Source organism: Pseudomonas azadiae, from assembly GCF_019145355.1.
Classification (GTDB): domain Bacteria; phylum Pseudomonadota; class Gammaproteobacteria; order Pseudomonadales; family Pseudomonadaceae; genus Aquipseudomonas; species Aquipseudomonas azadiae.
In genome coordinates this window covers 3,389,523-3,415,029 of record NZ_JAHSTY010000001.1, presented here as the reverse complement: position 1 = coordinate 3,415,029, position 25,507 = coordinate 3,389,523, and the positions used below count along the sequence as shown (strand labels likewise).

The window sequence follows — 25,507 nt, the reverse complement described above, 5'->3', positions numbered from 1 at the left end:
CCCACATAGGTAAGCCGCCATGTCCGAGACGCTGCTCAGTTCCCGCAATCTGGCTTTCGAGCTGTACGAAGTCCTCGATGCCGAGGGCCTGACCCAGCGCGAGCGGTTTGCCGAACACAATCGCGAAACCTTCGATGCCGCCATCAGCACAGCGCGGAATATCGCCGAGAAGTACTTTGCGCCTCACAACCGCAAGAACGACGAAAACGAGCCGCGCTTTGAGGATGGCCAGGCCATCCTGATTCCCGAAGTGAAACCGGCCGTGGATGCCTTCCTCGAGGCCGGCTTCCTCAACGCAGCCCGTAGCTTTGAAGCCGGCGGCATGCAACTGCCGACGCTGCTGTCCCAAGCCTGCTTTGCCCACTTTCAATCCGCCAATGCCGCCTCCACGTCCTACCCGTTCCTGACCATGGGCGCCGCCAACCTCATTGAAAGTTTCGGCACAGAGGAGCAGAAACAACGCTTCCTGCAGCCGATGATCGACGGCCGCTTCTTCGGCACCATGGCCCTGACCGAACCCCATGCCGGCTCCTCGCTGTCGGATATTCGTACCCGCGCAGAGCCTGCGGCTGACGGCAGCTATCGACTCAAGGGCAACAAAATCTTTATCTCCGGCGGCGACCACCCGCTGTCGGAAAACATCGTGCACATGGTGCTGGCCAAGCTGCCGGATGCGCCGGCTGGGGTGAAGGGCATTTCGCTGTTTATCGTGCCCAAGTTCCTGGTCAATGACGATGGCAGCCTGGGCGACCGCAACGACGTGTTGCTGGCAGGCCTGTTCCACAAGATGGGCTGGCGCGGGACTACCTCCACCGCGCTCAATTTTGGCGATAACGGCCACTGCGTCGGCTACCTGGTGGGCAAGCCGCACCAGGGGTTGAGCTGCATGTTCCAGATGATGAACGAGGCGCGCATCGGCGTGGGGATGGGCGCGGTGATGCTCGGTTACGCCGGTTACCTTTACTCGCTGGCGTACGCCCGCGAACGCCCGCAAGGCCGCTTGCCCGACAGCAAAGACCCTGCAACGGCGCCGGTCTCGATCATCCAGCACGCTGACATCAAGCGCATGCTGCTGACGCAAAAAGCCTACGTCGAAGGCGCCTTCGACCTAGGCCTCTACGCCGCGCGGCTGTTCGACGACACCACCACGTTGCCCACCGAGGACGAGCGCAAGAACGCCCACGAACTGCTGGACCTGCTGACGCCCATCGTCAAATCCTGGCCGTCGGAGTTCTGCCTCAAGGCCAACGAACTGGCGATCCAGATTCTCGGCGGCCACGGCTATACCCGTGAATACCCGGTAGAGCAGTATTACCGCGATAACCGCTTGAACCCGATTCATGAAGGCACCCACGGCATCCAGTCCCTGGATTTGTTGGGGCGCAAACTGGGGCAGAACGGTGGTGCGGGCTTGAAGCAATTAATCAGACTGATGGCCGAAACCGGTGCCCGTGCGCAGACACACCCAAGCCTCACCCTGCTAAGGGAGCCGCTGGAACAGTTGGTCAACCGTCTGCAAAGCGTGACTATCGGCCTGCTGACGGACCTCGCCCAAGGCAAGGTCAACAGCAGCCTGGCGAATTCGGCGCTGTACCTGAAGGTGTTCGGGCACACGGTGATTGGCTGGCGCTGGCTGGAACAGGCGATCCGCGCCGAAGAAGGGCTGGCCGGCGGCAACGCGGCGGATGTGGCCTTCTATAAAGGCAAGCTCCAGGCCGCCCGGTACTTCCTGACCTGGGAAGTCCCGAGCTGCCATCATGAACTGGCCATTCTCGAAGCACGCGATGATACGTGCCTCGGTATGCAGGACGAGTGGTTCTAAGCCCTCAGGGCTGGCCAATCGCCTTGGAGATGACATCGACCGTGGCGCTGACTTGCTCTTGGTAACGGTCGAGTTCCTGCTGATGAGCCTGTTGCATTTCGATCTGCTCGGCGCACAGGTTCAGCGCCGCCAGCACCAGTAATTTGTCACCGATCAGGGTCGGGTACTTTTTCTTGGTGGTGGCAAGCGACGCCTTGAGCATTGTCACGGCGTGCATCAGGGTCTTGTCTTCCCCGGCCGGTGCCTTGATCGAGTAATCCTCCCCGAGAATCGAAACGACCTTTATCCCTTCGCTCATGCGCTGACAGGACCTGCACTTACGCGCTCAACCAGCGCCTGGATACGGGCGGCGGTGGCGCCGTGCTTTTCTTCCTGCTCCATCAGGTTCAGTTGCAGGCTGTCGTTCTCATCCTTGACGCGGGCCAGTTCTGCCTTGAGGGATTCGTTGGTGCCCAGTAGATCCTGGTTTTGCTGTACCAGATCGCTGACCAGTTGTTCCAGTTGGCTGAGAGATGCTTCTAACATTTTGATTTCTCGGGCTTTTCAAAGGGCGGTGACGATAAAGAAAATTCACCTCGGATGCCAGGGTTATCCCCGGCGCGCAGCCCGATTTTTAAGGGCCGGGCCGCACTTTCGAGCCTTAGTGACTGCATTTACCCGATCTGGTTCCTGAATCGGCCAGACCCCTCGTCAGATGCGACAAAAACGCACACCTCCCTTTAGACTTTAGTCGCAGGTCCGATAGAGAGGGACACCCTGTTTCATGGCCGCACGGATCGCGCTTCCCCTCAGGATTTCCCGCATGTCGCTTCGTAATATGAATATCGCTCCGAGGGCCTTCCTTGGCTTCGCGTTTATCGGCGCGTTGATGTTGTTTCTCGGCGTGTTCGCCCTGAACCAGATGAGCAAGATCCGTGCTGCCACCGAAGACATCACCCTGTCCAGTGTGCCGAGCATCCGCGCGCTTGATGAGTTCACCCAGCTGACCCTGCGCCTGCGGGTGCTGTCGTACCGCCTGCTGACCAACCGTGAGCCGCTGGTCCAGGAAAAAACCCTGGAAGCCTTTGAACTGCGCAACCAACAGATTCGTACCGCCCAAGGCATCTACGAAAAACTGATCGAGAGCCACGAAGAACGCTCGGCCTACGACGAATACGTGCGCCTGCTCGGCCAGTACCACCAGATCGAAGAGCGCATGAAGAGCCTGTCACGGGCCAACCAGGTGGACGAGCTGCGCAGCCTGCTCAACACCGAATTGCTCAGCAACTCCGAACAAGTCAACGCCGTGCTCACACGCCTGCTGGACATCAATAACGAGATGGCCCTGGCCACCAACAAGGAAGCCGAGGACCAATACGACATGGCCTTCAACATGGTCGTGAGCCTTTTGGTGATCGCCACGCTGCTGACCCTGCTGTTCGCCTGGCTGCTGACCCGCAGCATTACCTTGCCGATTTCCCAGGCACTGGAAGCTGCCGAAGAAGTGGCCGAAGGCAACCTGACGCGCCCGATCAAGGTCGACGGCAACGACGAAGCCGGGCGCCTGCTGGCCGCCATGGCCAAGATGCAGGACAAATTGCGTGACACCCTGCAGCGGATTGCCGGCTCGGCCACCCAGTTGGCGTCCGCGGCTGAAGAGCTCAACGCCGTCACCGACGAAAGCGCGCGTGGCCTGACCCAGCAAAACAACGAGATCGAACAAGCTGCCACGGCCGTCAACGAGATGACCAGTGCCGTCGAAGAAGTTGCACGTAATGCGGTCAGCACCTCTGAAGCCTCGCGCAACGCCACCACGTCCGCCGGTGATGGCCGCGACTTGGTGCAGGAGACCGTCAGCGCCATCGAACGCATGAGCGGCGACGTACAGGCTACCGCCACGCTGATTGGCGACCTGGCCAACGAGTCGCGCGATATCGGCAAGGTGCTGGACGTGATTCGCGGCCTGGCCGACCAGACTAACCTGCTGGCCCTGAACGCCGCGATCGAAGCGGCACGCGCCGGTGAAGCCGGCCGCGGCTTCGCCGTGGTCGCCGACGAAGTGCGGGCTCTGGCTCATCGCACCCAGCAGTCGACCAGCGAGATCGAGCGGATGATCGGCAGCATCCAGGCCGGGACCGAACATGCGGTGGATTCGATGCGCAACAGCACTGAACGCGCGGAATCGACGCTGAATATCGCCAAAGGCGCGGGGATGTCGCTGGACACGATCAATACGGCGATCGTCGAGATCAACGAGCGCAACCTGGTAATTGCCAGCGCGGCGGAAGAGCAGGCTCAGGTCGCGCGGGAAGTGGACCGCAACCTGGTGAATATCCGCGACCTGTCGGTGCAATCGGCCACTGGCGCCAGCCAGACCAGCGCGGCGAGCAGTGAACTGTCGCGCCTGGCGGTGGATTTGAATGGGATGGTCGGTCGCTTCCGCCTTTGAAATAAAGCCTGCCAAACCGACGCCGGCCCCCTGTGGGAGCTGGCTTGCCTGCGATGGCATCACCTCGGTCCACCTGGAAAACCGAGGTGATGCCATCGCAGGCAAGCCAGCTCCCACACAAGCCCGCTGCCACATTTAGTTATGCGCGAATCAGAAAAAGCTTTTTGACAGCGCAGCAATTCAACAGGTTAGAATCGCTGGCACGCAGACTGCATGGTCAGTTTGCGCCCCGTCTTGTTTGCCCATGGAGTACTGCCTTTGAATGCGACGACCATCAACAGCCTGTTCTTGATCGGCGCGTTGCTGGTGAGTGCGAGCATTCTGGTGAGTTCTCTTTCGTCCCGCTTAGGCATTCCGATTCTGGTGATCATCCTGGCCGTGGGCATGATCGCCGGCGTCGATGGCGGCGGCATCATCTTCGACAACTACCCGACCGCCTACCTGGTGGGCAACCTCGCCCTGGCGGTGATCCTGCTCGACGGCGGGTTGCGCACACGGGTGGCCAGTTTCCGCGTAGCGCTGTGGCCGGCGTTGTCGCTGGCCACGGTCGGGGTGCTGATCACCACCGGCCTCACTGGCATGGCCGCGGCCTGGCTGTTTGACCTCAATATCATCCAAGGCTTATTGATCGGCGCGATTGTCGGCTCGACGGACGCCGCGGCGGTGTTTTCGCTGCTCGGCGGCAAGGGCCTGAACGAACGGGTCTCCGCCAGCCTGGAAATCGAGTCCGGCAGCAACGACCCGATGGCGGTGTTTCTCACGGTCACCCTGATCGACATGCTCGCCAGCGGCGAGACCGGCCTGCACTGGAGCCTGCTGACCCATCTGATCCGCGAATTCGGCATCGGCGGTATCGTCGGCCTCGGCGGCGGCTGGCTGATGCTGCAGATGGTCAACCGGATCAACCTGGCGAACGGCCTGTACCCGATCCTGGTGATCGCCGGCGGCCTGTTCGTCTTCGCCCTGACCAACGCCCTGCACGGCAGCGGCTTCCTCGCCGTGTACCTGTGCGGCCTGGTGATCGGCAACCGCCCGGTGCGCAGCCGCCATGGCATCTTGCACATGCTCGACGGCATGGCCTGGCTGGCACAGATCGGCATGTTCCTGGTGCTGGGCCTGCTGGTCACGCCCCATGACTTGCTGCCGATCGCCCTGCCGGCCCTGGGCCTGGCGCTGTGGATGATCCTGTTCGCGCGGCCGCTGTCGGTGATGGTCGGCCTGCTGCCGTTCAAGGCGTTCCATGACCGCGAAAAGGCTTTTATCGCCTGGGTCGGCCTGCGCGGCGCGGTCCCGATCATCCTCGCGGTGTTCCCGCTGATGGCTGGCCTGCCCCACGCGCAGCTGTACTTCAACCTGGCGTTCTTTATCGTGCTGGTCTCGCTGCTGGTGCAGGGCACCAGCCTGCCGTGGGTGGCCAAGCTGCTCAAAGTCACCGTGCCGCCGGACCCGGCGCCGATCTCGCGCGCCGCCCTCGAAGTACACGTCACCAGTGAATGGGAGCTGTTCGTCTACCGCCTGGGCGCTGAAAAATGGTGCATCGGCGCCGCGCTGCGCGAGCTGAAAATGCCTGAGGGCACGCGGATCGCCGCCCTGTTCCGTGGCCAGCAACTGCTCCATCCGTCGGGTAGTACGGTGCTGGAAGTCGGTGATCTGCTCTGCGTGATCGGCCATGAACACAACCTGCCGGCCCTGGGTAAACTCTTCAGCCAGGCGCCGCAACGCGGTCTGGACCTGCGCTTCTTCGGCGACTTCGTGCTGGAAGGCGACGCCCAGCTGGGCGCGGTTTCCGCCCTGTATGGCCTCAAGCTCGATGGCATCGACCCGGACATGCCGCTGAGCAGTTTCATCACCCAGAAAGTCGGCGGCGCCCCTATCGTCGGCGACCAGGTGGAATGGAACAACACCATCTGGACCGTCGCGGTCATGGACGGGAACAAGATCGGCAAAGTCGGCGTCAGATTCCCCGAAGGAAGTCGCCCGGGCCCCGGACTCTTCCTCTAAACTGCGGGGCAACGATGCCCCGATTCTTCACCTTGCAAGACCGGTCTCTATGCCAACCCTGCGCACTTTTCTCGCCACTGCCCTGCTGGGCCTGACCCTTTGCATCGGCACCGTTCACGCCGCCGACCCGCCCAGCGCCGACGCCATCCAGCAAACCCTGGACAAGCTGCCCGACCGCAAGCTGCCCGACGCGGACATGAAGGCGCTGCAGGCCATCCTGCAACAGACCCTGACCTATCTGGGCAATAAGCAAGACTACGAACAGCGCCTGACCGACCTCAAGCGCCAACTGGAAGACGCCCCGCGCCAGACCACCGAAAACCAGCGCGAGTTGGTGCGGCTCAAGGCAACCAAAGTCATTCCGGTCGCCCAACGCTACGCCACCCTGCCAGTGCCGCAGCTCGAGCAACTGCTGGTGCAGCGCTCCACCCAGCAAGGCGACCTGCAAAAGGCACTGGCCGAAGCCAACAGCCTGACCATCGCCGCGCAGACTCGCCCCGAGCGCGCCCAGACCGAAATCAGCAGCAGCCAGACGCGCATCCTGCAGATCAACTCGACGCTCAAGGCTGGCAAGGACAATGGCAAAACCCTCAGCGTTGACCAACGCAACCAACTGAACGCCGAACTCGCGGCCCTGAACGCGCTGATACCGCTACGCCGCCAGGAACTGGCCGGCAACAGCCAACTGCAAGACCTCGGCAATAGCCAGCACGACCTGATCCAGGAAAAAACCGCGCGTCTGGAGCAAGAGATCCAGGACCTGCAAACCCTGATCAACCAGAAGCGCCTGGCCCAGTCCCAGCAGACCGTGACCCAGCAGTCCATCGAAGCGCAGAAAGCCGGGGGCAGCAGCCTGCTGGCCACGGAAAGCGCGGAAAACCTCAAGCTGTCCGATTACCTGCTCAAAAGCACCGACCGCCTCAACGACCTGACCCAGAAAAACCTGCAGACCAAGCAGCAACTGGACACCGTGACCCAGAGCGATTCGGCCCTGGACGAGCAAATCAACGTGCTCAAGGGCAGCCTGTTGCTGTCCAAGATCCTCTACAAACAGAAGCAGGCCTTGCCGCGCCTGACAGTGGACCGCGACCTGGCGGACGACATCGCCAACATTCGCCTGTACCAGTTCGAGGTCAACCAGCAGCGCGAGCTGATCAGCTCCCCCAGCGCCTATGTGGATAACCTGCTGGCAAACCAGGCGCCGGAAGACGTCACCCCGCAACTGCGCCGCACCTTGCTCGAACTTGCGATCACCCGCAGCGACTTGCTGGAGCGCCTGAGCCGTGAGCTGAGTGCGCTGCTTAACGAATCCATCACCTTGCAACTGAACCAGAAACAATTGCTCAGCACCGCCACGACCCTGCGCGCGACGCTGGATGAGCAGATGTTCTGGATCCCCAGTAACAAGCCGCTGGACACCGAGTGGCTGGAAACGGTCCCGGCGCACCTGAGCAAGCAGATCACCACCCTGCCCTGGGCCTCAAGCGTCAGCGAACTGTATGACGGCCTGACCCAGCGCCCGCTGCTGTTCCTGCCGCTGTTGCTGTTGATCGGCGCCCTGCTGTGGCGGCGCAAAGCCCTGTACCAGCGCTTGAACAAGGTCCACTTGGACATTGGCCATTTCAAGCGCGACAGCCAATGGCATACACCGCAGGCCATCCTGATCAATATCCTGCTGGCGATGCCGGTATCCCTGGCCTTGGCACTGTGCGGCTATGCACTGCAGATCGACGCCCGTGGGCAGAACGCCAACCTGGGCGCCGCCCTGTTGCAGATCGCCCAGGCCTGGCTGGTGTTCTACACCGCTTACCGCATCCTGGCGCCGGGTGGCGTGGCGGAGTTGCATTTCCGCTGGGAAAAACCCCAGGTCGAATTCCTGCAAGGCTGGGTGCGCAAGCTGGGGTTGGTCGTACTGGCCCTGGTGGCGGTAGTGGCCATCGCCGAGCATCAGCCGGCGGCACTGGCCGACGATGTGCTGGGGATTGGCGTTGTACTCACGTGCTACGCGCTGATGGCCTGGCTGCTGGGTCGTCTGCTGCTCAACAGCCCGACCCACGAAAAAGCCTCGCTGTTTCGCAAGGCGATAGGCCTGCTGTTTACTGCGCTGCCGATCGCGTTGTTTATCGCAGTGCTGTTTGGTTATTACTACACCGCGCTCAAGCTCAGCGACAGGCTGATCAACACGTTGTATCTGCTGATGTTCTGGCTGGTTATCGAAGCCACCTTCGTGCGCTGGCTGAGCGTCGCCGCGCGGCGCCTGGCCTATGCCCGGGCACTGGCCAAGCGCCAGGCCGCCAAGGAAGCCGGCGAAGGCGAAGCGGTGGTCGAAGAACCGACCCTGGACATCGAAAAGATCAACGAACAATCCTTGCGCCTGATCCGCCTGGCCTTGCTCGGCGGCTTCATCGCGGCGCTGTACTGGGTGTGGTCCGACCTGATCTCGGTATTTTCCTACCTGGATAACGTCACCCTGTACGAATACACCAGCGGTACCGGTGCAAACGTCAGCATGGTGCCGATCAGCATCGGCGATTTCCTCGGTGCGCTGATCATCATCGGCATTACCTTCGCGCTGGCGCGCAACCTGCCGGGCCTGCTCGAAGTGTTGGTGCTGTCCAAGCTGGAGCTGGCCCAGGGCAGCGCCTACGCAACCACCACGTTGCTGTCCTATGTGATCGCCGGCGTCGGCTTTGTCTCGACCCTGTCCACCCTCGGCGTGAGCTGGGACAAGTTGCAATGGCTGGTGGCGGCGCTGTCGGTGGGCCTGGGCTTCGGCATGCAGGAGATCTTCGCCAACTTTATCTCCGGCATCATGATCCTGTTCGAACGCCCGGTGCGTATCGGCGACACCATCACCATCGGCAACCTGTCGGGTACCGTGAGCAAGATCCGCATCCGTGCCACCACGATCACCGATTTTGATCGCAAGGACATCATCGTCCCGAACAAGACGTTCATTACCGGGCAACTGATCAACTGGTCGCTGACCGACACGGTCACCCGGGTCACCCTCAAGTTGGGCGTGGACTATGGCTCCGATCTGGATCTGGTGAAGGAATTGCTGCTCAAGGCTGCCAGGGAAAACCCTCGGGTATTGAAGGAACCCGAGCCACTGGTGTATTTCCTCAACTTCGGCGAAAGCACCCTCGACCACGAACTGCGCATGCACGTGCGCGACCTGGGCGACCGTAACCCGGTGCTGGACGAGGTCAACCGCTACATCAACCGTGAGTTCAAGAAGCAGCACATCAATATCTCGTTCCGACAGATGGAGGTGTACCTCAAGAACATGCACGGCCAGGAGTACAAGCTGGTGCCGGTGGAAGACGAGCGCAAGACCATCGTCGCCGCGCCCGCGCCCGAACAGGACGCGCCAGAGCCGCCTGCCGGTAAAGTCGAAGATGCGCCGGAACCCCCACCGAGCAAACTCGACTAACGCACTTACCCCCAGCAAAACGGCTGGGGGCATCCCGCTGGAGGTGGCCGGTGAAAGCCCTCGACGAACTGATTTTCGACAACCGCTTCGCCCGTTTGGGTGACGCGTTCTCAACCCACGTACTGCCAGAACCCCTCGACAATCCGCGCCTGGTGGTTGCCAGCAACGCCGCCATGGCGTTGCTCGACCTTGACCCGGCCGTGGCCGAAACACCGCTGTTTGCCGAAATATTCGGTGGCCACAAGCTGTGGGCCGAGGCAGAACCACGGGCGATGGTCTATTCCGGCCATCAATTCGGCGGCTACAACCCGCAATTGGGCGACGGCCGTGGGTTGTTGCTGGGTGAGGTGTATAACCAGGCCGGCGAACACTGGGACCTGCACCTCAAGGGCGCCGGGCAGACGCCTTATTCACGCATGGGCGATGGCCGCGCGGTGCTGCGCTCTTCGATCCGCGAATTTCTGGCCTCAGAAGCACTGCATGCGCTGGGCATCCCCAGCAGCCGCGCGTTGTGCGTCATCGGCTCCGACACCCCGGTGTGGCGCGAGAAGCAGGAACGCGGCGCAATGGTGTTGCGCATGGCCCACAGCCATATTCGCTTCGGGCATTTCGAGTATTTCTACTACACCAAGAAACCCGAGCAGCAGAAGGCGCTGGCTGAACACGTGCTTTCACTGCACTACCCCGAGTGCCAGGAACAGCCCGAGCCCTACCTGGCGATGTTCCGCGCAATCGTGGAGCGCAATGCCGAACTGATCGCCAAATGGCAGGCGTATGGCTTTTGCCACGGCGTGATGAACACCGACAACATGTCGATCCTGGGCATCACCTTCGACTTCGGGCCGTTTGCGTTTCTGGATGACTTTGACGCGCACTTCATCTGCAACCACTCGGACCATGAAGGGCGTTACTCCTTCAGCAACCAGGTGCCGATCGGGCAGTGGAACCTCAGCGCGCTGGCGCAGGCGCTGACGCCGTTTATCAGCGTTGAGGCCCTGACGGAAGCGCTGGGCCTGTACCTGCCGCTGTATCAGGCGAATTATCTGGATTTGATGCGCCGACGACTGGGGTTGACCAGCGCCGAGGACGACGACCAGAAGCTGGTGGAGCGGCTGTTGAAGCTGATGCAGAACAGCGGCGTGGATTACACATTGTTCTTCCGCCGCCTGGGGGATGAACCGGCGGCACTGGCAGTAGCGAAGCTGCGCGATGATTTTGTCGACCTGGCAGGCTTTGATACCTGGGCCGAGCTGTACAAGGCCCGCGTTGAACGGGACGGGGATTACAGCGAGGAACAGCGCAGTGAGCGGATGCACGCGGTGAACCCGCTGTATATCTTGCGCAACTACTTGGCGCAGAACGCCATCACTGCGGCTGAATCAGGGGATTACAGCGAAGTGCGGCGGCTGCATCAGGTGCTGAGCAAACCGTTCGAGGAACAAGCGGGGATGGAGCAATACGCGCAACGGCCGCCGGATTGGGGCAAGCATTTGGAGATTAGTTGTTCGTCGTAAGCCTCAGATAAAGGTCTCTACCGAAACGCCGAAGCGTTCAGCCAGCCACCGAATTTGCCGTATATTGAGTTGGCGCTTTCCGCTCAAAACCTCAGAGACGACCGATTGGGCACCAACGCCCGGCAGGTCGCTCTGAGTGAGATTATGTTCACGCATCATGTAGCGCAGCACATCGACACCACTGGCCACGGGCATGGGGCGATGCTCATGATCGTAGGCTTCGATCCAGTCACTGATAATGTCCACCAGGCTCATCAGCGGACTGTCCTCATCTTCACCCATCAGGCTTAACAACTCATCCAAACCACACACGAGAGCATCGTAGTCAGCCTCGTTCTCTGGCTTGCGCAGCACTGGCGAAACGAATTGCCAGTGTTCGGCAGCGACTCGCATAAGCGCGCTCATCTGATTTTTTCCTTCCATTTGTCTTTCTCATAATCGCGGTGGTCAAGCAGGTGCTTGATATAAACGCGCTGTGCCCGATACTCCACGTTAGCAATCAACCTCAGTTTATTGCCTCCGATATCGAATACGTGGAACTCCCCGACCTTATCCGTTGCGGGAAACATGGTTTTCATTGCGGCGAAGTCTTTGGGGTAGTTTCGCTTCATTACGCGATACCACTGGTCCAACGCTGTTGCCGAACGCGGCCACTTTTCCTTTGCTTCCCAGATCCTTTTCTCGCTGATCACTCGCATGCAACATCCTTATCGCATCTTGCTATGAAGGTTAAACCCGAATTCGAACTATCGCAATTTGCTATAGTCGTTAACAGACCGATGGCGCAAAACAAAACAAGCTCCAACAGCTTAGACAGACGACCTCGCTCCACCACAAGCCAAACTGTGAGGGGACGAGTCATGTCCGCCAAGCCTTGATAAACAGTAGGCCTGGCTCCAAATACACTCTATCTGAAACACCCCAGGAGTCCTCAATGTCCGGATCGCTCGTCATCCCCTGCCCACATTGCAACGGCCTCAACCGCATCCCCGGTGAACGGCTGGGTGACGCGCCCAAGTGTGGGCGCTGTAAACAAGCGGTTTTACTGAATAAGCCTTTTGAATTGAAACAGGGCGACTACGCCAGCCAGATCAAGGGCGACCTGCCGTTGCTGGTGGATGTGTGGGCCGATTGGTGCGGGCCGTGCAAATCGTTCGCGCCGGTGTTTGAGCAGGCGGCCGGGCAATTGGAAGGCAAGTGCCGGTTGGCCAAGCTGGACAGCGAGGCCAACCAGCCGTTGTCGGCGCAGTTGGGGATTCGCTCGATTCCCAGTTTGATTCTGTTCAAGAATGGCCGGGAAGTGGCGCGCCAGAGCGGGGCGTTTCCGCTGCCGCAGTTGATGAGTTGGTTGCGTGGCCAGGGTGTGTAACTCGGTCAAAATGTGGGAGCTGGCTTGCCTGCGATGCAGACACCTCGGTGTATCAGGCACACCGAGTTGATGCCATCGCAGGCAAGCCAGCTCCCACATTGATTGCATTTCAGATTGAGGTCAGGGGGGCTTCACGGTCCATCATCTGGCCGACCAGCAATACGCCGAGTTCGCTCAATTGGTGGATGGCCAAGGCCACGTCGCGGTGCTCGCCGGTGAGGTCGTTGGACAGGTTGAGTAGCAAGGTACGGACGGAAGAGAAGGTTTCGTAGCTGTTGAGGGCGAGGGTTTCGGTGGGGAGGTTGGGCGCAACAGTGAAAAGACTAATAGACATGCATTTGTTCTCTGATAGGGCTATCACCTTTTCGCTACTAAACGAAGGGTGGCAGCTGTACACAGGTTAGTAGACCGGAGAACAAAGCAAAGACCGGCGCACCCGGAGGTGCCCTGCGTACAGCCACCATAAGATAGGCAAGAAAACGCCATGCTTTGGAGCGGTGCACATGCTTTGGTCGGTAGGGCTACTAAACCCGACCACTGAACATTCAGCGGCCCGAGAACCTTAAGAGAAGCCCATCCAGACGCACAAGCCGGGCGATTCTGGCTTAGCTGTAGGCAACGTTACAAGGCACAAGGCTTATTGCCAGACCCGTCCTACAGCCTCTGTGGGACAAATCCATCTGCCAAAATGCAGAACAACCTGTGGGAGCTGGCTTGCCTGCGATGGCATCCACTCGGTGCGCCTGATACACCGAGGTGTCTGCATCGCAGGCAAGCCAGCTCCCACACTGGACTGCATTTCACATTCAGGTTTGTGGTGCCTGGCAGATCACGCGTTTTCCAGCAGGTTATGCAATTCCACAAACTGTTGCGTCAACTTATGCCGTGGGTCCAGATGAATCAGCGGTTTGTTCTCCTGATGCGACTCGCGCATGCGCACGGAGCTGGCCAGGTACACCGGCAATACCGGCAAGCCTTCGGCAATCAACTCATCAAGCATTTGCTGCGGCAAACTGGCCCGCGCCTGGAACTGGTTGACCACGATGCCTTCGACTTCCAGGCCTTCGTTGTGGTCTTCCTTGAGTTCTTCGATTTCAGCCAGCAGCCCATAGAGCGCCTGGCGCGAGAAGCTGTCGCAATCGAAAGGGATCAGCACACGATCAGCGGCAATCAGCGCCGAAACCGCATAAAAATTCAGCGCTGGCGGGGTATCCAGATAAATCCGATCGTAATCTTCGCTCAATTCATCCAGCAGTTTTCGCAGCTTGTTGATCTTGTGCTTGGCCTCGAGCTTGGGCTGCAGGTCCGCCAGCTCGGCGGTTGCGGTGATCACATGCAGGTTGTCGAACGGCGTTTCGTAGATATCCACCTTGTTCTTCTTGGAAAACGGCCCGGAAGACAGGGTCTGCTTGAAAAAATCCGCGATCCCCATGGGAATATCGTCGCCGGTCAGCCCGGTGAGGTACTGGGTTGAGTTGGCTTGTGCATCGAGGTCCACCAATAGGGTTCGATAGCCTTCGCTGGCGCTGACTGCCGCCAGGTTGCAGGCGATGCTGGACTTGCCGACGCCGCCTTTCTGATTGAACACCACACGCCGCATGGAAAAACCTCCGTGTATCAATGAATGTCCGAGTGTAGAGGGCAAAAGCGACTGTTAGCTACCTCGTTCGTCCATGCATTACAGCATCACGGAACCATTGACGACCTGAGTGTCATACGCAGCCTACAAGGTAAAAAGAACGGTCCGACACCCCATCCAGCGCGACGCAGAGGACAATCTGTAAATTCTTCCGACTATTTTGTAATCGGCCGTGCACAATTCATTACCAATGTTTGCTAGAACCCCACGGCACCGGGATAATGCGCGCCATTCGGCTATCGTTCCCTGTCCCTGTATCGGGGGCCAACGGCTGCACATGGAAGCCCGCAGGGGCGGGATACCTTCTCAGTGATCACTTTCAACATCGCGCAATGGCGCGCCTGGGCCCCAGGGCTCGATAGCGTGGACGACTGGCATGCATGGTGCCACGCCCCGGTGTTGCTGCCCGTAAGCCAGGCATGCCCCGACGTGTCTTTCCTGCCGGCCATGCAGCGCCGCCGCCTGAGCCGCCTGGCGCGCATGGCGTTCAGCGTAGGCTGGCCGCTGGCCGAGGGCCTTGAGAGCCTGCCTCTGGTGTTTGTGTCCCGGCACGGCGAAACCCCGCGCACCCTCGACATCCTCAGCGATCTGGCCAACAACCAGCCGCTCTCGCCGACCCAGTTCAGCCTGTCGGTGCACAACGCGGTGATTGGTTTGTGGTCGATCCTGCGCAATGAAACCAGCGAGATGACCGCCCTCGCGGCTGCTGGCGATGGACTGGAACACGGCATGCTTGAAGCCGCCGCGCTGCTTAGCGAAGGCGCCAAGGCGGTACTGCTGGTGATCACCGAAGAACAGGCACCCGATGCTTACGCCAGCTGGATCGTTGATGTGCCGTTCCCCTACGCTGTCGGCCTGCTGCTGACACCCGGCGACGAGTGGCAACTGGAACTAACCGGCGGTGCGGTCCAACTCACCCAAACACAGTGGCCTCACGCCCTGAATCTGCTGCGCGCCCTGCTCACCGAACAGGCCGCCTGCCAACATGCCTGGAAGAACCGCGTATGGAACTGGCAACGCAAGTCGTGACTGATAAACCACGGGATGCCTATTACTGGCGCCTGTTCGCCACTGCCGCCAGTTTCACGCTGTTCGGCGTCGGCGGGTTGTGCCTGCGCCTGCTGGTATTTCCGCTGCTCGGTTGCCTGCCGGGCAGTGCCGCAAAACACCAGCGCCGAGCCCGCCATACCATCAGTAAACTGTTCTGGTTCTTTATCCGCCTGATGCAGCGTGCCGGCGTGTTGACCTTCAGTGTCGAAGGCGCCGAAAAACTCGGCCGTCCCGGCCAGATGATCGTCGCCAACCACCCCTCGCTGATCGACGTGGTGTTCCTGATCGGCCTGATGCGCCAAACCAACTGCGTGGTCAAGCAGAGCCTGTTTCAAAACCCGTTCACCCGAGGCCCGGTACGGGATGCCGGCTACATCAGCAATGACGGCAGCGCAGACATGCTCGACGCCGCCGCCGACGCCCTGCGCGCGGGCCAGACCCTGATCATCTTTCCCGAAGGCACCCGCACCACGCCCGGCGCCGCTCCTGCCTTTCATCGCGGTGCCGCCGCCATTGCGCTGCGGGGTGCGACAATCATCACCCCCGTAGTGATCAAGGTCAGCCCCACCACGTTGACCAAGGCCGAACCCTGGTATCGCATTCCCAAACGCCGCTTTCACTTCAGTTTGCGCGTAGGTGCCGATATAGAACCACAGGCGTTCGCAACACTGGGCCCCGCGCCCCAAGCCTCACGCAAGCTCAACGATTACCTGCACCACTTTTTTATTAAGGAGCTCGCCGAAGATGAGCGACCAACACCGCCTTGAGCACGACATAAAGGCGCTGATCATCGAGGCCCTGGGCCTGGAAGACATCAGCGTCGACGACATCGGCAGCGAGCAAACCCTGTTCGGCGAAGGCCTGGGCCTGGATTCGGTCGACGCCCTGGAATTGGGCCTGGCGATCCAGAAAAAGTACGGCGTCAAGATCGATGCCGACGCCAAGGACACCCGCAATCACTTCACCAACGTGGCCAGCCTTGCGGCATTCGTCACAGCCAGACAGGCAGCTTGAGACCGGACCATGCAAACTCGTGACGATATTTTCAACACCCTGCGCGATGCTCTGGTGGAACTGTTTGAACTGGAGCCTGCCCGCGTCACCCTTGACGCCAACCTGTACCAGGACCTGGAAATCGACAGCATCGACGCCGTGGACTTGATCGACCATATCAAGCGCCAGACCGGCAAGAAGATCGCCGCCGAAGAATTCAAGGCGGTGCGTACCGTGAACGACGTGGTTGAGGCGGTGTACCGTCTGGTCCAACCGGCCGCATGAGCCGGCTGATTGCCCTTGGCCTGTTGCTGGCGGGGCTGCTGTACCCCTTTGCGGTGTATTTCGGCACCGAGCACTTTGCGCCGTGGCAATTCGGCCTGCTGTTGGGCGGCCTGTGGCTGTTACGGGCGCTGATCGGTGCGCGACGCCCCGGCACCCGCTGGATGGCAGGGGCGGTGATTGTGTTCTGCCTGGCGCTGGCCTGGTTCGACAGCCCGCACCTGCTGCGTTGGTACCCGAGCCTGGTCAGCGCATTCATGTTGTTGTTGTTTGGCTTGAGCCTCAGGTATGGCCCGCCGATGGTCGAGCGCCTGGCGCGCATGGCCGACCCCGTATTGCCGCCCCACGCTGTGCTGTATACCCGCCAGGTAACCGTGGTGTGGAGCGCGTTTTTTCTGTGTAATGGCCTGCTCGCCGCCGCCCTCACCCTGTGGGCGCCGCTGAGCTGGTGGACGTTGTACAACGGCTTGATCGCTTACGGGTTGATGGGGTTGTTGTTTGCCGTGGAATGGCTGGTACGACAAAGGGTTCGAGGCCGCGTATGAATGGGTTGAAACTTGAGCACTTGCTGCTTGAGCCGCTGCAACAGCGTTGGGTGACCACCGAACCTGAAATGAGCCACGCACAGCTGTGGGAGCACGCACTGAGCCTGGCGGCGGGGCTGCAGGCGCGGGGCATCCGGCACCTGGCCGTGCACCTGGAAGATGCAGGCCTGCTGGCGATTGCCCTGCTGGGCGCCTGGCGGGCCGGGGTCAGTGTGCTGCTGCCCGCCGATTTGCAACCGCAGACCCGCCAACGCTGGGACACTGTGGTCGATGCCTGGCTGACCGCAGCGGCCGACCTGGACGCGCTGTATCAAGCGCCATTGAGCGCTGCCGTGCTGGACCTGGATGCCTGCCAACTGAGCCTGTGCACCTCCGGTTCCAGTGGCGAACCCAAGCGCATCGACAAGACCCTGCGCCAGTTGGCCAACGAAGTCGAGGCCCTGGAGGCGCTGTGGGGCGCGGACCTTGAAAACGCCTGCATCATTGGCAGCGTCGCCACCCAGCATATCTACGGCTTGCTGTTCCGAGTGCTATGGCCGCTGTGCGCCGGTCGTACGTTTGTGCGCAAACAACTGGCCTTCCCCGAGGATTTGCAGCGCGCCAGCCGCGAGCACGCACACTTTGCCTGGGTCGCCAGCCCGGCGCTGCTCAAGCGCATGGGCGATAACCTCGATTGGCCCGCACTGAGCCAAGTGTCCCGGGTGTTTTCGTCCGGCGGCGCGTTGCCCGTGGAAGCCGCCGGCAGCCTGTACGACCGGTTGCAGCAATGGCCGACCGAGATCCTCGGCAGCTCGGAAACCGGTGGCATCGCCTGGCGTCAAGGCGCGCAGCCCTGGCAGCCGTTCGCCGATGTGCAACTGAGCCAGGACGCCGACGGCGCCCTGCGCATCGCTTCGCCCTACCTGCCCGCCGGGCATATCGAACACACCGCCGACGCCGCGCGTATCCATGCCGATGGCCGTTTCGAGCTGCTGGGCCGCCTGGATCGGATCGTCAAGCTGGAAGAAAAACGCATTTCCCTGCCCATGCTGGAAAACGCATTGATGGCCCACCCATGGGTCGCGGAAACCCGCCTGGGCGTGGTCCAGGAAAACCGCGCCTCCCTCGGCGCCCTGGTGGTGTTGAGCGCCGAAGGCTTGCATGCCCTGCGCAATCAGGGCCGGCGCATGCTCACCCAGAACCTGCGCCAACACTTGAGCCAACATTGCGAAGCCCTGGCGTTGCCGCGTCGCTGGCGTTTGCTGCGGCAACTGCCGCTGAACAGCCAGGGCAAGCTGCCCCAGGCCGACGTCGAGGCGCTGCTGCTGGCCCCGAGGCCGAAAGCGCCCGAAGTACTGGAACAAGCCGAAGCCGACGGCGAATGGACCTTGCAACTGAGCGTACCGCCGGACCTCGCCTACTTCAGCGGACACTTCCCGGTCACGCCGGTGCTGCCGGGCGTGGTGCAGGTGGAATGGGCGTTCAATCTGGGCCAACACCTGCTGGATTTGCCGGCGACGTTCGCCGGCATGGAAGTGCTCAAGTTCCAGCAATTGGTGCGCCCCGGTGACCACATCGAATTGCACCTGCGCTTTGACCCGGAGCGCAGCAAGTTGTATTTCGCCTATCGCAACGGGGTCGCAGCCTGCTCAAGCGGCCGGATAGTGCTGGAGAGTGTCAATGCGTAAGCCAGGTGAGCGCTTCGCGCTCAATCGCAGGCAAGCCAGCTCCCACACTGGACCTGCGCCAGCCACAAGTCTTATGTGCACAGCCGTTCAAATGTGGGAGCTGGCTTGCCTGCGATGCAGTCGACGCGGTGTATCAGGAGCCCTCCTCCATGCATAACCCCTGCGCCCTGATCCCGGTCTACAACCACGAAGCCGCCGTACCCGCCGTGGTCCGCCGCCTGTTGAGCAATGGCCTGCCCTGCCTGCTGGTCGACGACGGCAGCAGCCCGGCCTGCGCAGCGGTATTGGCGCAACTGGCGACGCTCGACAACGTTACCCTGCTGACCCTGCCCAACAACCAGGGCAAAGGCGGCGCGGTGATGGCCGGTTTCCGCGAAGCTGCACGCCTGGGCTACACCCATACCCTGCAAGTGGACGCCGACGGCCAGCACGACCTGCGCGAAGTCGAAACCTTCCTCGACCTCTCGCGCCGGCATCCCGATGCGGTGATCTGCGGCTACCCCGAATACGACGACAGCGTGCCCAAAGGCCGCCTGTACGCGCGCTACCTGACCCACGTGTGGGTGTGGATCAACACCCTGTCGCTGCAGATTCGCGACTCGATGTGCGGCTTTCGCGTGTACCCGCTGACGCCGGTGCTGTCGCTGATGGACTCGGCCTACATCGGCACGCGCATGGATTTCGACTCCGACATCCTGGTGCGCCTGGCCTGGCGCAACCAGCCGATGCGCTGGTTGCCGACCCAGGTGCACTACCCGGCCGACGGCCTGTCGCACTTTCGCCTGTTTCACGACAACGTGCGCATCTCGGCGATGCACACCCGCTTGTTCTTCGGCATGCTGGTGCGTGCGCCGATGATCCTGTGGCGACGGTGGCAGGCATGAGCGACAGCACCAAACATTGGGCCGACCGCGAGGAACGCGGCAGCTACCGGCTGATGAAACTCACCGCATTCGCCGCCAGGGTCCTCGGCCGCCGTGTGTTGAGCCCGGTGCTGTACGGCATTGTGTTGTACTTTTTCCTGTTCGGCCGCACCGCGCGCCAAAGCGCCTGGCAGTACCAACAGCGCCTGGCCGACTGGAGCGGGCGTGAGCACTTGCGCCCCACCCACCGCAAAGTCTTTGGCCAGTTCATGGCCTTTGCCGACTCGCTGCTCGACAAGCTCGACGTATGGAACGGCAAGCTGCGCCTGGAACAGATCGAGATCAACGACCCGGCGCAGTTGCGCGGGCAACTGCGTGGCGCACGCGGGCAGATGCTGGTGGGCGCGCATCTGGGCAACCTGGAAGTGTGCCGCGCGCTCGCCGAAATCGGTGAACAAGTCACCATGAACGTGCTGGTGCACACCAAGCATGCTGAACAATTCAACCGCCTGCTGGGCGAAGCCGGGGCGACCCACTTGCGCCTGATCCAAGTCAGCGAACTGGACCCGGCCACCATGCTGCTGCTCAGCCAGCGCCTGGACGATGGCGAGTGGCTGGCGATTGCCGGCGACCGCGTACCGCTGCACGGCGGGCGCACGGTGCGCGTAGACTTCCTCGGCCATGCCGCCGCTTTCCCGCAAGGTCCGTGGCTGCTGGCCGGCCTGCTCAAATGCCCGGTGAACCTGCTGATGTGCCTCAAGCACAAGCAGCGCTATCGCCTGAGCATTGAGCCTTTCGCCGAATTGATCGAATGGAAACGCAGCACCCGCGAGCAGGTCATCGCCCTGTGGACCGCGCGCTACGCCGCACGCCTGGGCCAGTTTTGCCTGGAAGCGCCCCAACAGTGGTTCAACTTTTACCCTTTCTGGAAGACCGATGACGACGCATCTTGAGCCGGTAACCTTTGGCGAACGCGCATTGCGCATCGAAGACGTGCTGGCGTTGGCCAACCGTCAGGCGCCGACCCAATTGCAGGGCGATGCCGCTTATCGCCAGCGCATCGCCAAGGGCGCACAGTTTCTCGATTCGCTGCTGGACAAGGAAGGCGTGATCTATGGCGTGACCACCGGTTATGGCGACTCCTGCGTGGTTGCCGTGCCATTGCAGCACGTCGAGGCCTTGCCGCGTCATCTGTACACCTTTCACGGGTGCGGCCTGGGCAAGTTGCTCGACGCCCAAGCCACCCGAGCAGTGCTGGCCGCGCGTTTGCAGTCGCTGTGCCACGGCGTTTCCGGGGTGCGTGTGGAGTTGCTCGAGCGCCTGCACGCGTTCCTCGAACACGACCTATTGCCGCTGATCCCCGAAGAAGGTTCGGTAGGCGCCAGCGGTGATCTGACGCCGCTGTCCTACGTGGCCGCAACGCTCTCCGGCGAGCGCGAAGTAATGTTCCGTGGCGAACGCCGCCAGGCCGCCGAGGTACACCGCGAACTGGGCTGGGCGCCGCTGGTGCTGCGCCCCAAGGAAGCCCTGGCGCTGATGAATGGCACCGCCGTGATGACCGGCCTGGCCTGCCTGGCTTTCGCCCGCGCCGACTACCTGCTGCAACTGGCCACGCGCATCACCGCGTTGAACGTGGTGGCGCTGCAAGGCAACCCGGAACATTTCGACGAGCGCCTGTTCGCCGCCAAGCCGCACCCGGGGCAGATGCAAGTCGCCGCGTGGCTGCGCAAGGACCTGGCGATCGACGCGCCGACCGCGCCGCTGCATCGCCTGCAGGACCGTTACTCGCTGCGTTGCGCGCCCCATGTGCTCGGCGTGCTGGCCGACAGCCTGAACTGGCTGCGCGCCTTCATTGAGATCGAACTGAACAGCGCCAACGACAACCCGATCATCGACGCCGAAGAAGAACGCGTGCTGCACGGCGGGCACTTCTACGGCGGGCACATCGCCTTCGCCATGGACAGCCTCAAGACCCTGGTGGCCAACGTCGCCGACCTGCTCGACCGCCAGCTCGCACTGCTGGTGGATGTGCGCTACAACCACGGCTTGCCGAGCAACCTGTCCGGCGCCCCGGCCGACCGCGCGATGATCAACCATGGCTTCAAGGCCGTGCAGATCGGCACCAGCGCCTGGACCGCCGAGGCGCTGAAAAACACCATGCCGGCCAGCGTGTTCTCGCGCTCCACCGAGTGCCATAACCAGGACAAGGTCAGCATGGGCACCATCGCTGCCCGCGATGCGATCCGCGTGCTGGAACTGACCGAACAAGTCGCCGCGGCGACCTTGCTTGCCGCCAACCAGGGCGTGTGGCTGCGCGCCCAGGCCGAGGATGCGCGGCCATTGCCGCCAGCGCTGGCGGCGATGCACGAAGCGCTCGCCAAAGACTTCCCGCCGGTCATCGAAGACCGCGCCCTGGAAGGCGAGCTGCGCCTGTGCCTGCAACGCATCGCCGAGCAACACTGGAGGCTGCATGCGTAGCCAGGGCGTGCTGCATTGCGACACTGAAATCCTCGTGCCGTTTTTTGACGTCGACACCATGAACGTCGTCTGGCACGGGCATTACGTGAAATACCTGGAAGTGGCGCGTTGCGCGCTGCTGGACAAGCTCGACCACAACTACACAGCGATGCTCGAGTCCGGCTATGCCTGGCCGGTGATCGACATGCAGCTGCGCTACGTGCGCGGCGCGGTGTTTGGCCAGACCATCAACGTACGCGCCAGCCTGGTGGAGTGGGAGAACCGCTTGAAGGTCAATTACCTGATTACCGACCTGGCCAGCGGCGAGCGCCTGACCCGCGCCAGCACCGTGCAAGTCGCGGTGGAAGTCGCGACCCGCGAGATGCAACTCGCTTCCCCCAAAATATTCACAGACGCCGTAGAGAGAGCCCTGAAATGAGATCCCCTGTGGGAGCGGGCTTGCTCGCGAAGGTCGTCAACGATATCGCTGGGTACCTGACACGCTGCGGCGCCCTCAGGTTCTTCGCGGGCAAGCCCGCTCCCACATTAGTCGCGTTTATCCTGTTGTTAAGCATTCCAGGCCTGGCACACGCCTTCGACCTGCAGCAACTCAGCGACCAACTCGCCAAACCCACCGTCATCCACGGCAGCTTCACCCAGGAAAAACACCTGCGCGCCCTGCCCCAGCCCCTCGTCAGCAAAGGCACCTTCGTCCTGGCCAAGGACCACGGCCTGCTATGGCTGCTCAAAACCCCGCTGCAACAGGACTACCGCATCAGCGCCCAGGGCATCGCCCGGCGTGATGCCAACGGCTGGCAACTGTTGCCGAACAAAAGCGCCGGCGCCGAACAGAACCGCCTGTTCCTCGCCGTGCTCCAGGGCGACAGCAGCGGCTTGCAACGTGACTTCGACCTGCAACTGCAAGGCGAGGCCAAACAGTGGACATTGACCCTGGTGCCGCGCTCGCTGCTGCTCAAGCAAGTCTTCACCCAGATCAATATCGACGGTGGCGAGCTGGTGCAGAGAATCCAATTGCTGGAAACCCAGGGCGACAGCACCGTACTGCGCATGCAGGACAGCACGGCGAGCCAACCCTTGACTGACTCGGAGCAACACGACTTTGCCCAGTGAGCGCCTGCTGCCGCGCCTGTTCCTGATCCTGCTGGTCGCCATGCTGGCCCTGGCCGGCTGGCAGTGGCGTCACGGCGCGCCGTTGTCGGCCAACCTGATGGAACTGGTGCCGGGCAGCACGCCGGATGCGCTGGAACAGCAAGCCGAACAACGCATGCAAGAACCGCTGAACCGCGAAGTGCTGGTGCTGGTCGGGCATGCCGACCGCCAGCAAGCCGTGGCCGTGGCCCAACAATTGGGCGAGCGCTGGCAGGCCAGCGGGTTGTTTGAAAGGGTGCAGTGGAACCTGCAGGCCGACTTGCCGGCACTGCGCGAGCAATTGCTGCGCGGACGCCTGGCCATGCTCTCGGCCAAGGACCGCGAGCAGCTGATCGAACAGCCTGATGCGTTTATCCAACAGCGCGTACAGGCGCTGTTCGACCCCTTTACCGGTTTCAGCCTGGTACCCAGCCAGGACGACTGGCTGGGCCTGACCGGGCGCATCCAGAACAGCCAGCCGCAGCGCGGCGCCGTCCAGCTGGATATCGGCAGCGGCGCGCTGATCGCCGATGCCGACGGCAAAAGCTGGGTGTTGCTGCGCGCGCGCACCACCGGCAATGCCTTCGATATGACATTGCCGCTGCAGGTGGCGGATCTGCTCCAGGCCAGCCGCGAAGAGGCCGCAGAACACGGCGCCCAGTTGCTCGCCGCCAGCGGCTTGCTCTACGCGGCCAATGGTCAGCAGCAGGCCACCCGGGAAATCACCTGGGTCGGCGGCGGCGCGACCGTCGGTATCCTGCTGCTGCTGTTGCTCGCGTTCCGTCGATGGCGCGTGCTGCTGGCCTTTGTGCCGGTGCTGGTGGGCATGCTGTTTGGCGCGGTGGCCTGTGTTGCGCTGTTTGACCATATGCATGTGATGACGCTGGTGCTGGGTTCCAGCCTGATCGGCGTGGCGGTGGACTACCCGCTGCATTACCTGTCGAAAAGTTGGAGCCTGCGCCCATGGCGCAGTTGGCCGGCGTTGCGCCTGACGCTGCCTGGCTTGAGCCTGAGCCTGGCGACCAGCTGCATCGGGTATCTGGCGCTGGCCTGGACGCCGTTCCCGGCGTTGACGCAAATCGCGGTGTTCTCTGCCGCGGGTTTGGTCGGCGCCTACTTGTGCGCCGTGTGCCTGCTGCCGGCACTGCTCAAAGGCGTAGAGCTGCGCCCGGCGCAATGGCCGTTGCGCATCGCCGAATGGATGTGGCGCGCGCGCGTATCGCTGCTCAAGCGCGTGCCGAGCCCGGTATTGCTGGGGGCGCTGCTGCTGTTTTGCGCAGGTGGCTTATGGCACTTGAACAGCAAAAACGATATTCGCCAGTGGATCGGCGCGCCGCCGCAATTGCTGCAGGAAGCCCAGGCCGTGGCGCGCATTACCGGGTTCCAGCCCACCAGCCAGTTCTTCCTGGTGCGCGCAGACACTCAGCAACAGTTGCTGGAGCGCCAGGCTGCGTTGGCGCAGCGCCTGGACCCACTGGTGCACAGGGACAAACTCAAGGGCTACCTGGCGCTCAATCAACTGGTCAGCCTGCCCGCCGAGCAGCAACAGCTGCGCGATGCCCTGGACCAACTGCCGCAACACTGGCAGCCGCTGCTTGACCTGGGCGTGCCTGCCGACGCGCTGCACGCCGAAGTTGCCCGGTTGCAGGCTCTGCCCATCGAAGACATCGACGCCGCGCTCATAGGCCCGCTGGCCGAACCTTGGCGCACCCTGTGGCTTGGCCCGATCGAAGGTGGCGTGGCGGCAATGGTCAGCCTGCAGGGCTTGAACGACCCGGCGCTGCTGCGGGTGCAAGCATTGGACTTACCGGGTGTGCAGTTGGTGGACCGCCTGGGCGACTTGAACCGGGTGTTCGCCGACACACAAATCAGCGCCGCCGAATTGAAACTGATGTCCTGTGTACTGATCGTACTGCTGCTGATCCTGCCGTTTGGCTTTGGTGGGGCCTTGCGCATCGTCGCCCTGCCGCTGCTGGCGGCGCTGTGCAGCCTGGCCAGCCTCGGCTGGCTGGGCCAGCCGCTGACACTGTTCAGCCTGTTCGGCTTGCTGTTGGTCACGGCTATCAGCGTCGATTATGCGATCCTGATGCGCGAGCAAATCGGCGGCCCCGCGGTCAGCCTGTTGGGAACCCTGCTGGCGGCGCTGACGACTTGGTTATCGTTTGGCCTGCTGGCGGTGTCCAGCACGCCGGCGGTGAGTAATTTCGGCTTATCGGTCAGCCTGGGCCTGGCATTCAGCTTTATGCTGGCGCCCTGGGCCGGACAACAGAAACACGCCTTATGAATGTGATT

At 62.0% G+C, this 25,507-nt stretch carries 24 protein-coding genes and 1 pseudogene; 19 read left to right on the top strand and 6 right to left on the bottom strand.

The features are described from left to right. Positions 1–19: 19 nt before the first annotated feature. Complete coding sequence (locus tag KVG91_RS15525; protein ID WP_169374421.1) at positions 20–1,822, top strand: acyl-CoA dehydrogenase; 1,803 nt, start codon at positions 20–22, stop codon at positions 1,820–1,822. 4 nt (positions 1,823–1,826) lie between these two features. Here KVG91_RS15525 and KVG91_RS15520 read toward each other — a convergent pair whose 3' ends face one another. Further along, positions 1,827–2,120, bottom strand: a complete 294-nt coding sequence (locus KVG91_RS15520) for a cell division protein ZapA (protein ID WP_076951787.1) — start codon at positions 2,118–2,120, stop codon at positions 1,827–1,829. Beyond that, complete coding sequence (locus tag KVG91_RS15515; RefSeq protein ID WP_169374420.1) at positions 2,117–2,347, bottom strand: hypothetical protein; 231 nt, start codon at positions 2,345–2,347, stop codon at positions 2,117–2,119. The genes KVG91_RS15520 and KVG91_RS15515 overlap by 4 nt, the downstream gene beginning before the upstream one ends. A 238-nt stretch (positions 2,348–2,585) precedes the next feature. Here KVG91_RS15515 and KVG91_RS28010 point away from each other — a divergent pair. From KVG91_RS28010 to selO, 5 genes and pseudogenes are all read left to right on the top strand, one after another. Then, positions 2,586–3,395: pseudogene (locus tag KVG91_RS28010) on the top strand (MCP four helix bundle domain-containing protein); the annotation flags it as partial. Next, entirely contained in the window at positions 3,378–4,250 is an 873-nt protein-coding gene (locus KVG91_RS28005; protein ID WP_370694346.1) for a methyl-accepting chemotaxis protein, read from the top strand. The pseudogene KVG91_RS28010 and the gene KVG91_RS28005, both read left to right, overlap by 18 nt. Positions 4,251–4,508: 258 nt before the next feature. Next, complete coding sequence (locus KVG91_RS15505; RefSeq protein ID WP_169375950.1) at positions 4,509–6,251, top strand: potassium/proton antiporter; 1,743 nt, start codon at positions 4,509–4,511, stop codon at positions 6,249–6,251. Between the two features lie 49 nt (positions 6,252–6,300). After that, positions 6,301–9,687: a mechanosensitive channel MscK gene (mscK, locus tag KVG91_RS15500; RefSeq protein WP_169375949.1), complete on the top strand. Its 3,387-nt coding sequence runs from the start codon at positions 6,301–6,303 to the stop codon at positions 9,685–9,687. A 50-nt stretch (positions 9,688–9,737) separates the two neighbouring features. After that, a complete protein-coding gene (gene selO / locus KVG91_RS15495; protein ID WP_169375948.1) occupies positions 9,738–11,201 on the top strand; it encodes a protein adenylyltransferase SelO in 1,464 nt (487 codons plus the stop codon). Between the two features lie 3 nt (positions 11,202–11,204). On the opposite strand, the gene KVG91_RS15490 is transcribed toward selO, so the two are convergent. Both KVG91_RS15490 and KVG91_RS15485 read right to left on the bottom strand, forming a co-directional pair. After that, entirely contained in the window at positions 11,205–11,606 is a 402-nt protein-coding gene (locus KVG91_RS15490) for a helix-turn-helix domain-containing protein (protein ID WP_169375947.1), read from the bottom strand. Beyond that, positions 11,603–11,899, bottom strand: coding sequence for a type II toxin-antitoxin system HigB family toxin (locus KVG91_RS15485; RefSeq protein WP_169375946.1), 297 nt, complete (start codon positions 11,897–11,899; stop codon positions 11,603–11,605). Before KVG91_RS15485 ends, KVG91_RS15490 begins: the two co-directional genes overlap by 4 nt. Before the next feature lie 236 nt (positions 11,900–12,135). Between KVG91_RS15485 and trxC the strand changes: the two genes are divergently transcribed. Beyond that, positions 12,136–12,570, top strand: a complete 435-nt coding sequence (gene trxC / locus KVG91_RS15480; RefSeq protein ID WP_169375945.1) for a thioredoxin TrxC — start codon at positions 12,136–12,138, stop codon at positions 12,568–12,570. Between the two features lie 109 nt (positions 12,571–12,679). Here trxC and KVG91_RS15475 read toward each other — a convergent pair whose 3' ends face one another. Together KVG91_RS15475 and KVG91_RS15470 are read right to left on the bottom strand one after the other, a co-directional pair. Continuing rightward, positions 12,680–12,904: a DUF6124 family protein gene (locus tag KVG91_RS15475; protein WP_169375944.1), complete on the bottom strand. Its 225-nt coding sequence runs from the start codon at positions 12,902–12,904 to the stop codon at positions 12,680–12,682. 495 nt (positions 12,905–13,399) lie between these two features. Continuing rightward, positions 13,400–14,170, bottom strand: coding sequence for a ParA family protein (locus KVG91_RS15470; protein ID WP_065875701.1), 771 nt, complete (start codon positions 14,168–14,170; stop codon positions 13,400–13,402). Positions 14,171–14,518: 348 nt separating this feature from the next. Here KVG91_RS15470 and KVG91_RS15465 point away from each other — a divergent pair, with 348 nt between their 5' ends. The 12 genes from KVG91_RS15465 to KVG91_RS15410 all read left to right on the top strand — a co-directional run bounded on the left by KVG91_RS15465 (position 14,519) and on the right by KVG91_RS15410 (position 25,499). Beyond that, positions 14,519–15,238, top strand: a complete 720-nt coding sequence (locus KVG91_RS15465) for a beta-ketoacyl synthase chain length factor (RefSeq protein WP_169375943.1) — start codon at positions 14,519–14,521, stop codon at positions 15,236–15,238. Then, positions 15,214–16,026, top strand: a complete 813-nt coding sequence (locus KVG91_RS15460; protein ID WP_169375942.1) for a lysophospholipid acyltransferase family protein — start codon at positions 15,214–15,216, stop codon at positions 16,024–16,026. Before KVG91_RS15465 ends, KVG91_RS15460 begins: the two co-directional genes overlap by 25 nt. Next, a complete protein-coding gene (locus tag KVG91_RS15455; RefSeq protein ID WP_169375941.1) occupies positions 16,004–16,273 on the top strand; it encodes a phosphopantetheine-binding protein in 270 nt (89 codons plus the stop codon). Before KVG91_RS15460 ends, KVG91_RS15455 begins: the two co-directional genes overlap by 23 nt. Before the next feature lie 9 nt (positions 16,274–16,282). Beyond that, entirely contained in the window at positions 16,283–16,537 is a 255-nt protein-coding gene (locus tag KVG91_RS15450) for an acyl carrier protein (protein ID WP_005784088.1), read from the top strand. Next, complete coding sequence (locus tag KVG91_RS15445; protein WP_169375940.1) at positions 16,534–17,079, top strand: COG4648 family protein; 546 nt, start codon at positions 16,534–16,536, stop codon at positions 17,077–17,079. Before KVG91_RS15450 ends, KVG91_RS15445 begins: the two co-directional genes overlap by 4 nt. Beyond that, positions 17,076–18,746 carry an acyl-CoA synthetase family protein gene (locus KVG91_RS15440; RefSeq protein ID WP_169375939.1) on the top strand — a complete coding sequence of 557 codons (1,671 nt, stop codon included), beginning with the start codon at positions 17,076–17,078 and terminating at the stop codon, positions 18,744–18,746. Before KVG91_RS15445 ends, KVG91_RS15440 begins: the two co-directional genes overlap by 4 nt. A gap of 149 nt (positions 18,747–18,895) precedes the next feature. After that, on the top strand, positions 18,896–19,630 hold the full coding sequence (locus KVG91_RS15435) for a glycosyltransferase family 2 protein (protein WP_169375938.1): 735 nt from the start codon (positions 18,896–18,898) through the stop codon (positions 19,628–19,630). After that, positions 19,627–20,562: an LpxL/LpxP family acyltransferase gene (locus tag KVG91_RS15430; protein ID WP_169375937.1), complete on the top strand. Its 936-nt coding sequence runs from the start codon at positions 19,627–19,629 to the stop codon at positions 20,560–20,562. Before KVG91_RS15435 ends, KVG91_RS15430 begins: the two co-directional genes overlap by 4 nt. Next, positions 20,546–22,087, top strand: a complete 1,542-nt coding sequence (locus tag KVG91_RS15425) for an HAL/PAL/TAL family ammonia-lyase (RefSeq protein ID WP_169375936.1) — start codon at positions 20,546–20,548, stop codon at positions 22,085–22,087. The genes KVG91_RS15430 and KVG91_RS15425 overlap by 17 nt, the downstream gene beginning before the upstream one ends. Next, entirely contained in the window at positions 22,080–22,505 is a 426-nt protein-coding gene (locus KVG91_RS15420) for an acyl-CoA thioesterase (protein WP_169375935.1), read from the top strand. The genes KVG91_RS15425 and KVG91_RS15420 overlap by 8 nt, the downstream gene beginning before the upstream one ends. After that, positions 22,502–23,197, top strand: a complete 696-nt coding sequence (locus tag KVG91_RS15415; protein ID WP_169375934.1) for an outer membrane lipoprotein carrier protein LolA — start codon at positions 22,502–22,504, stop codon at positions 23,195–23,197. The genes KVG91_RS15420 and KVG91_RS15415 overlap by 4 nt, the downstream gene beginning before the upstream one ends. Further along, on the top strand, positions 23,187–25,499 hold the full coding sequence (locus KVG91_RS15410) for an MMPL family transporter (RefSeq protein ID WP_169375933.1): 2,313 nt from the start codon (positions 23,187–23,189) through the stop codon (positions 25,497–25,499). Before KVG91_RS15415 ends, KVG91_RS15410 begins: the two co-directional genes overlap by 11 nt. The last annotated feature ends 8 nt before the right edge of the window (positions 25,500–25,507 follow it).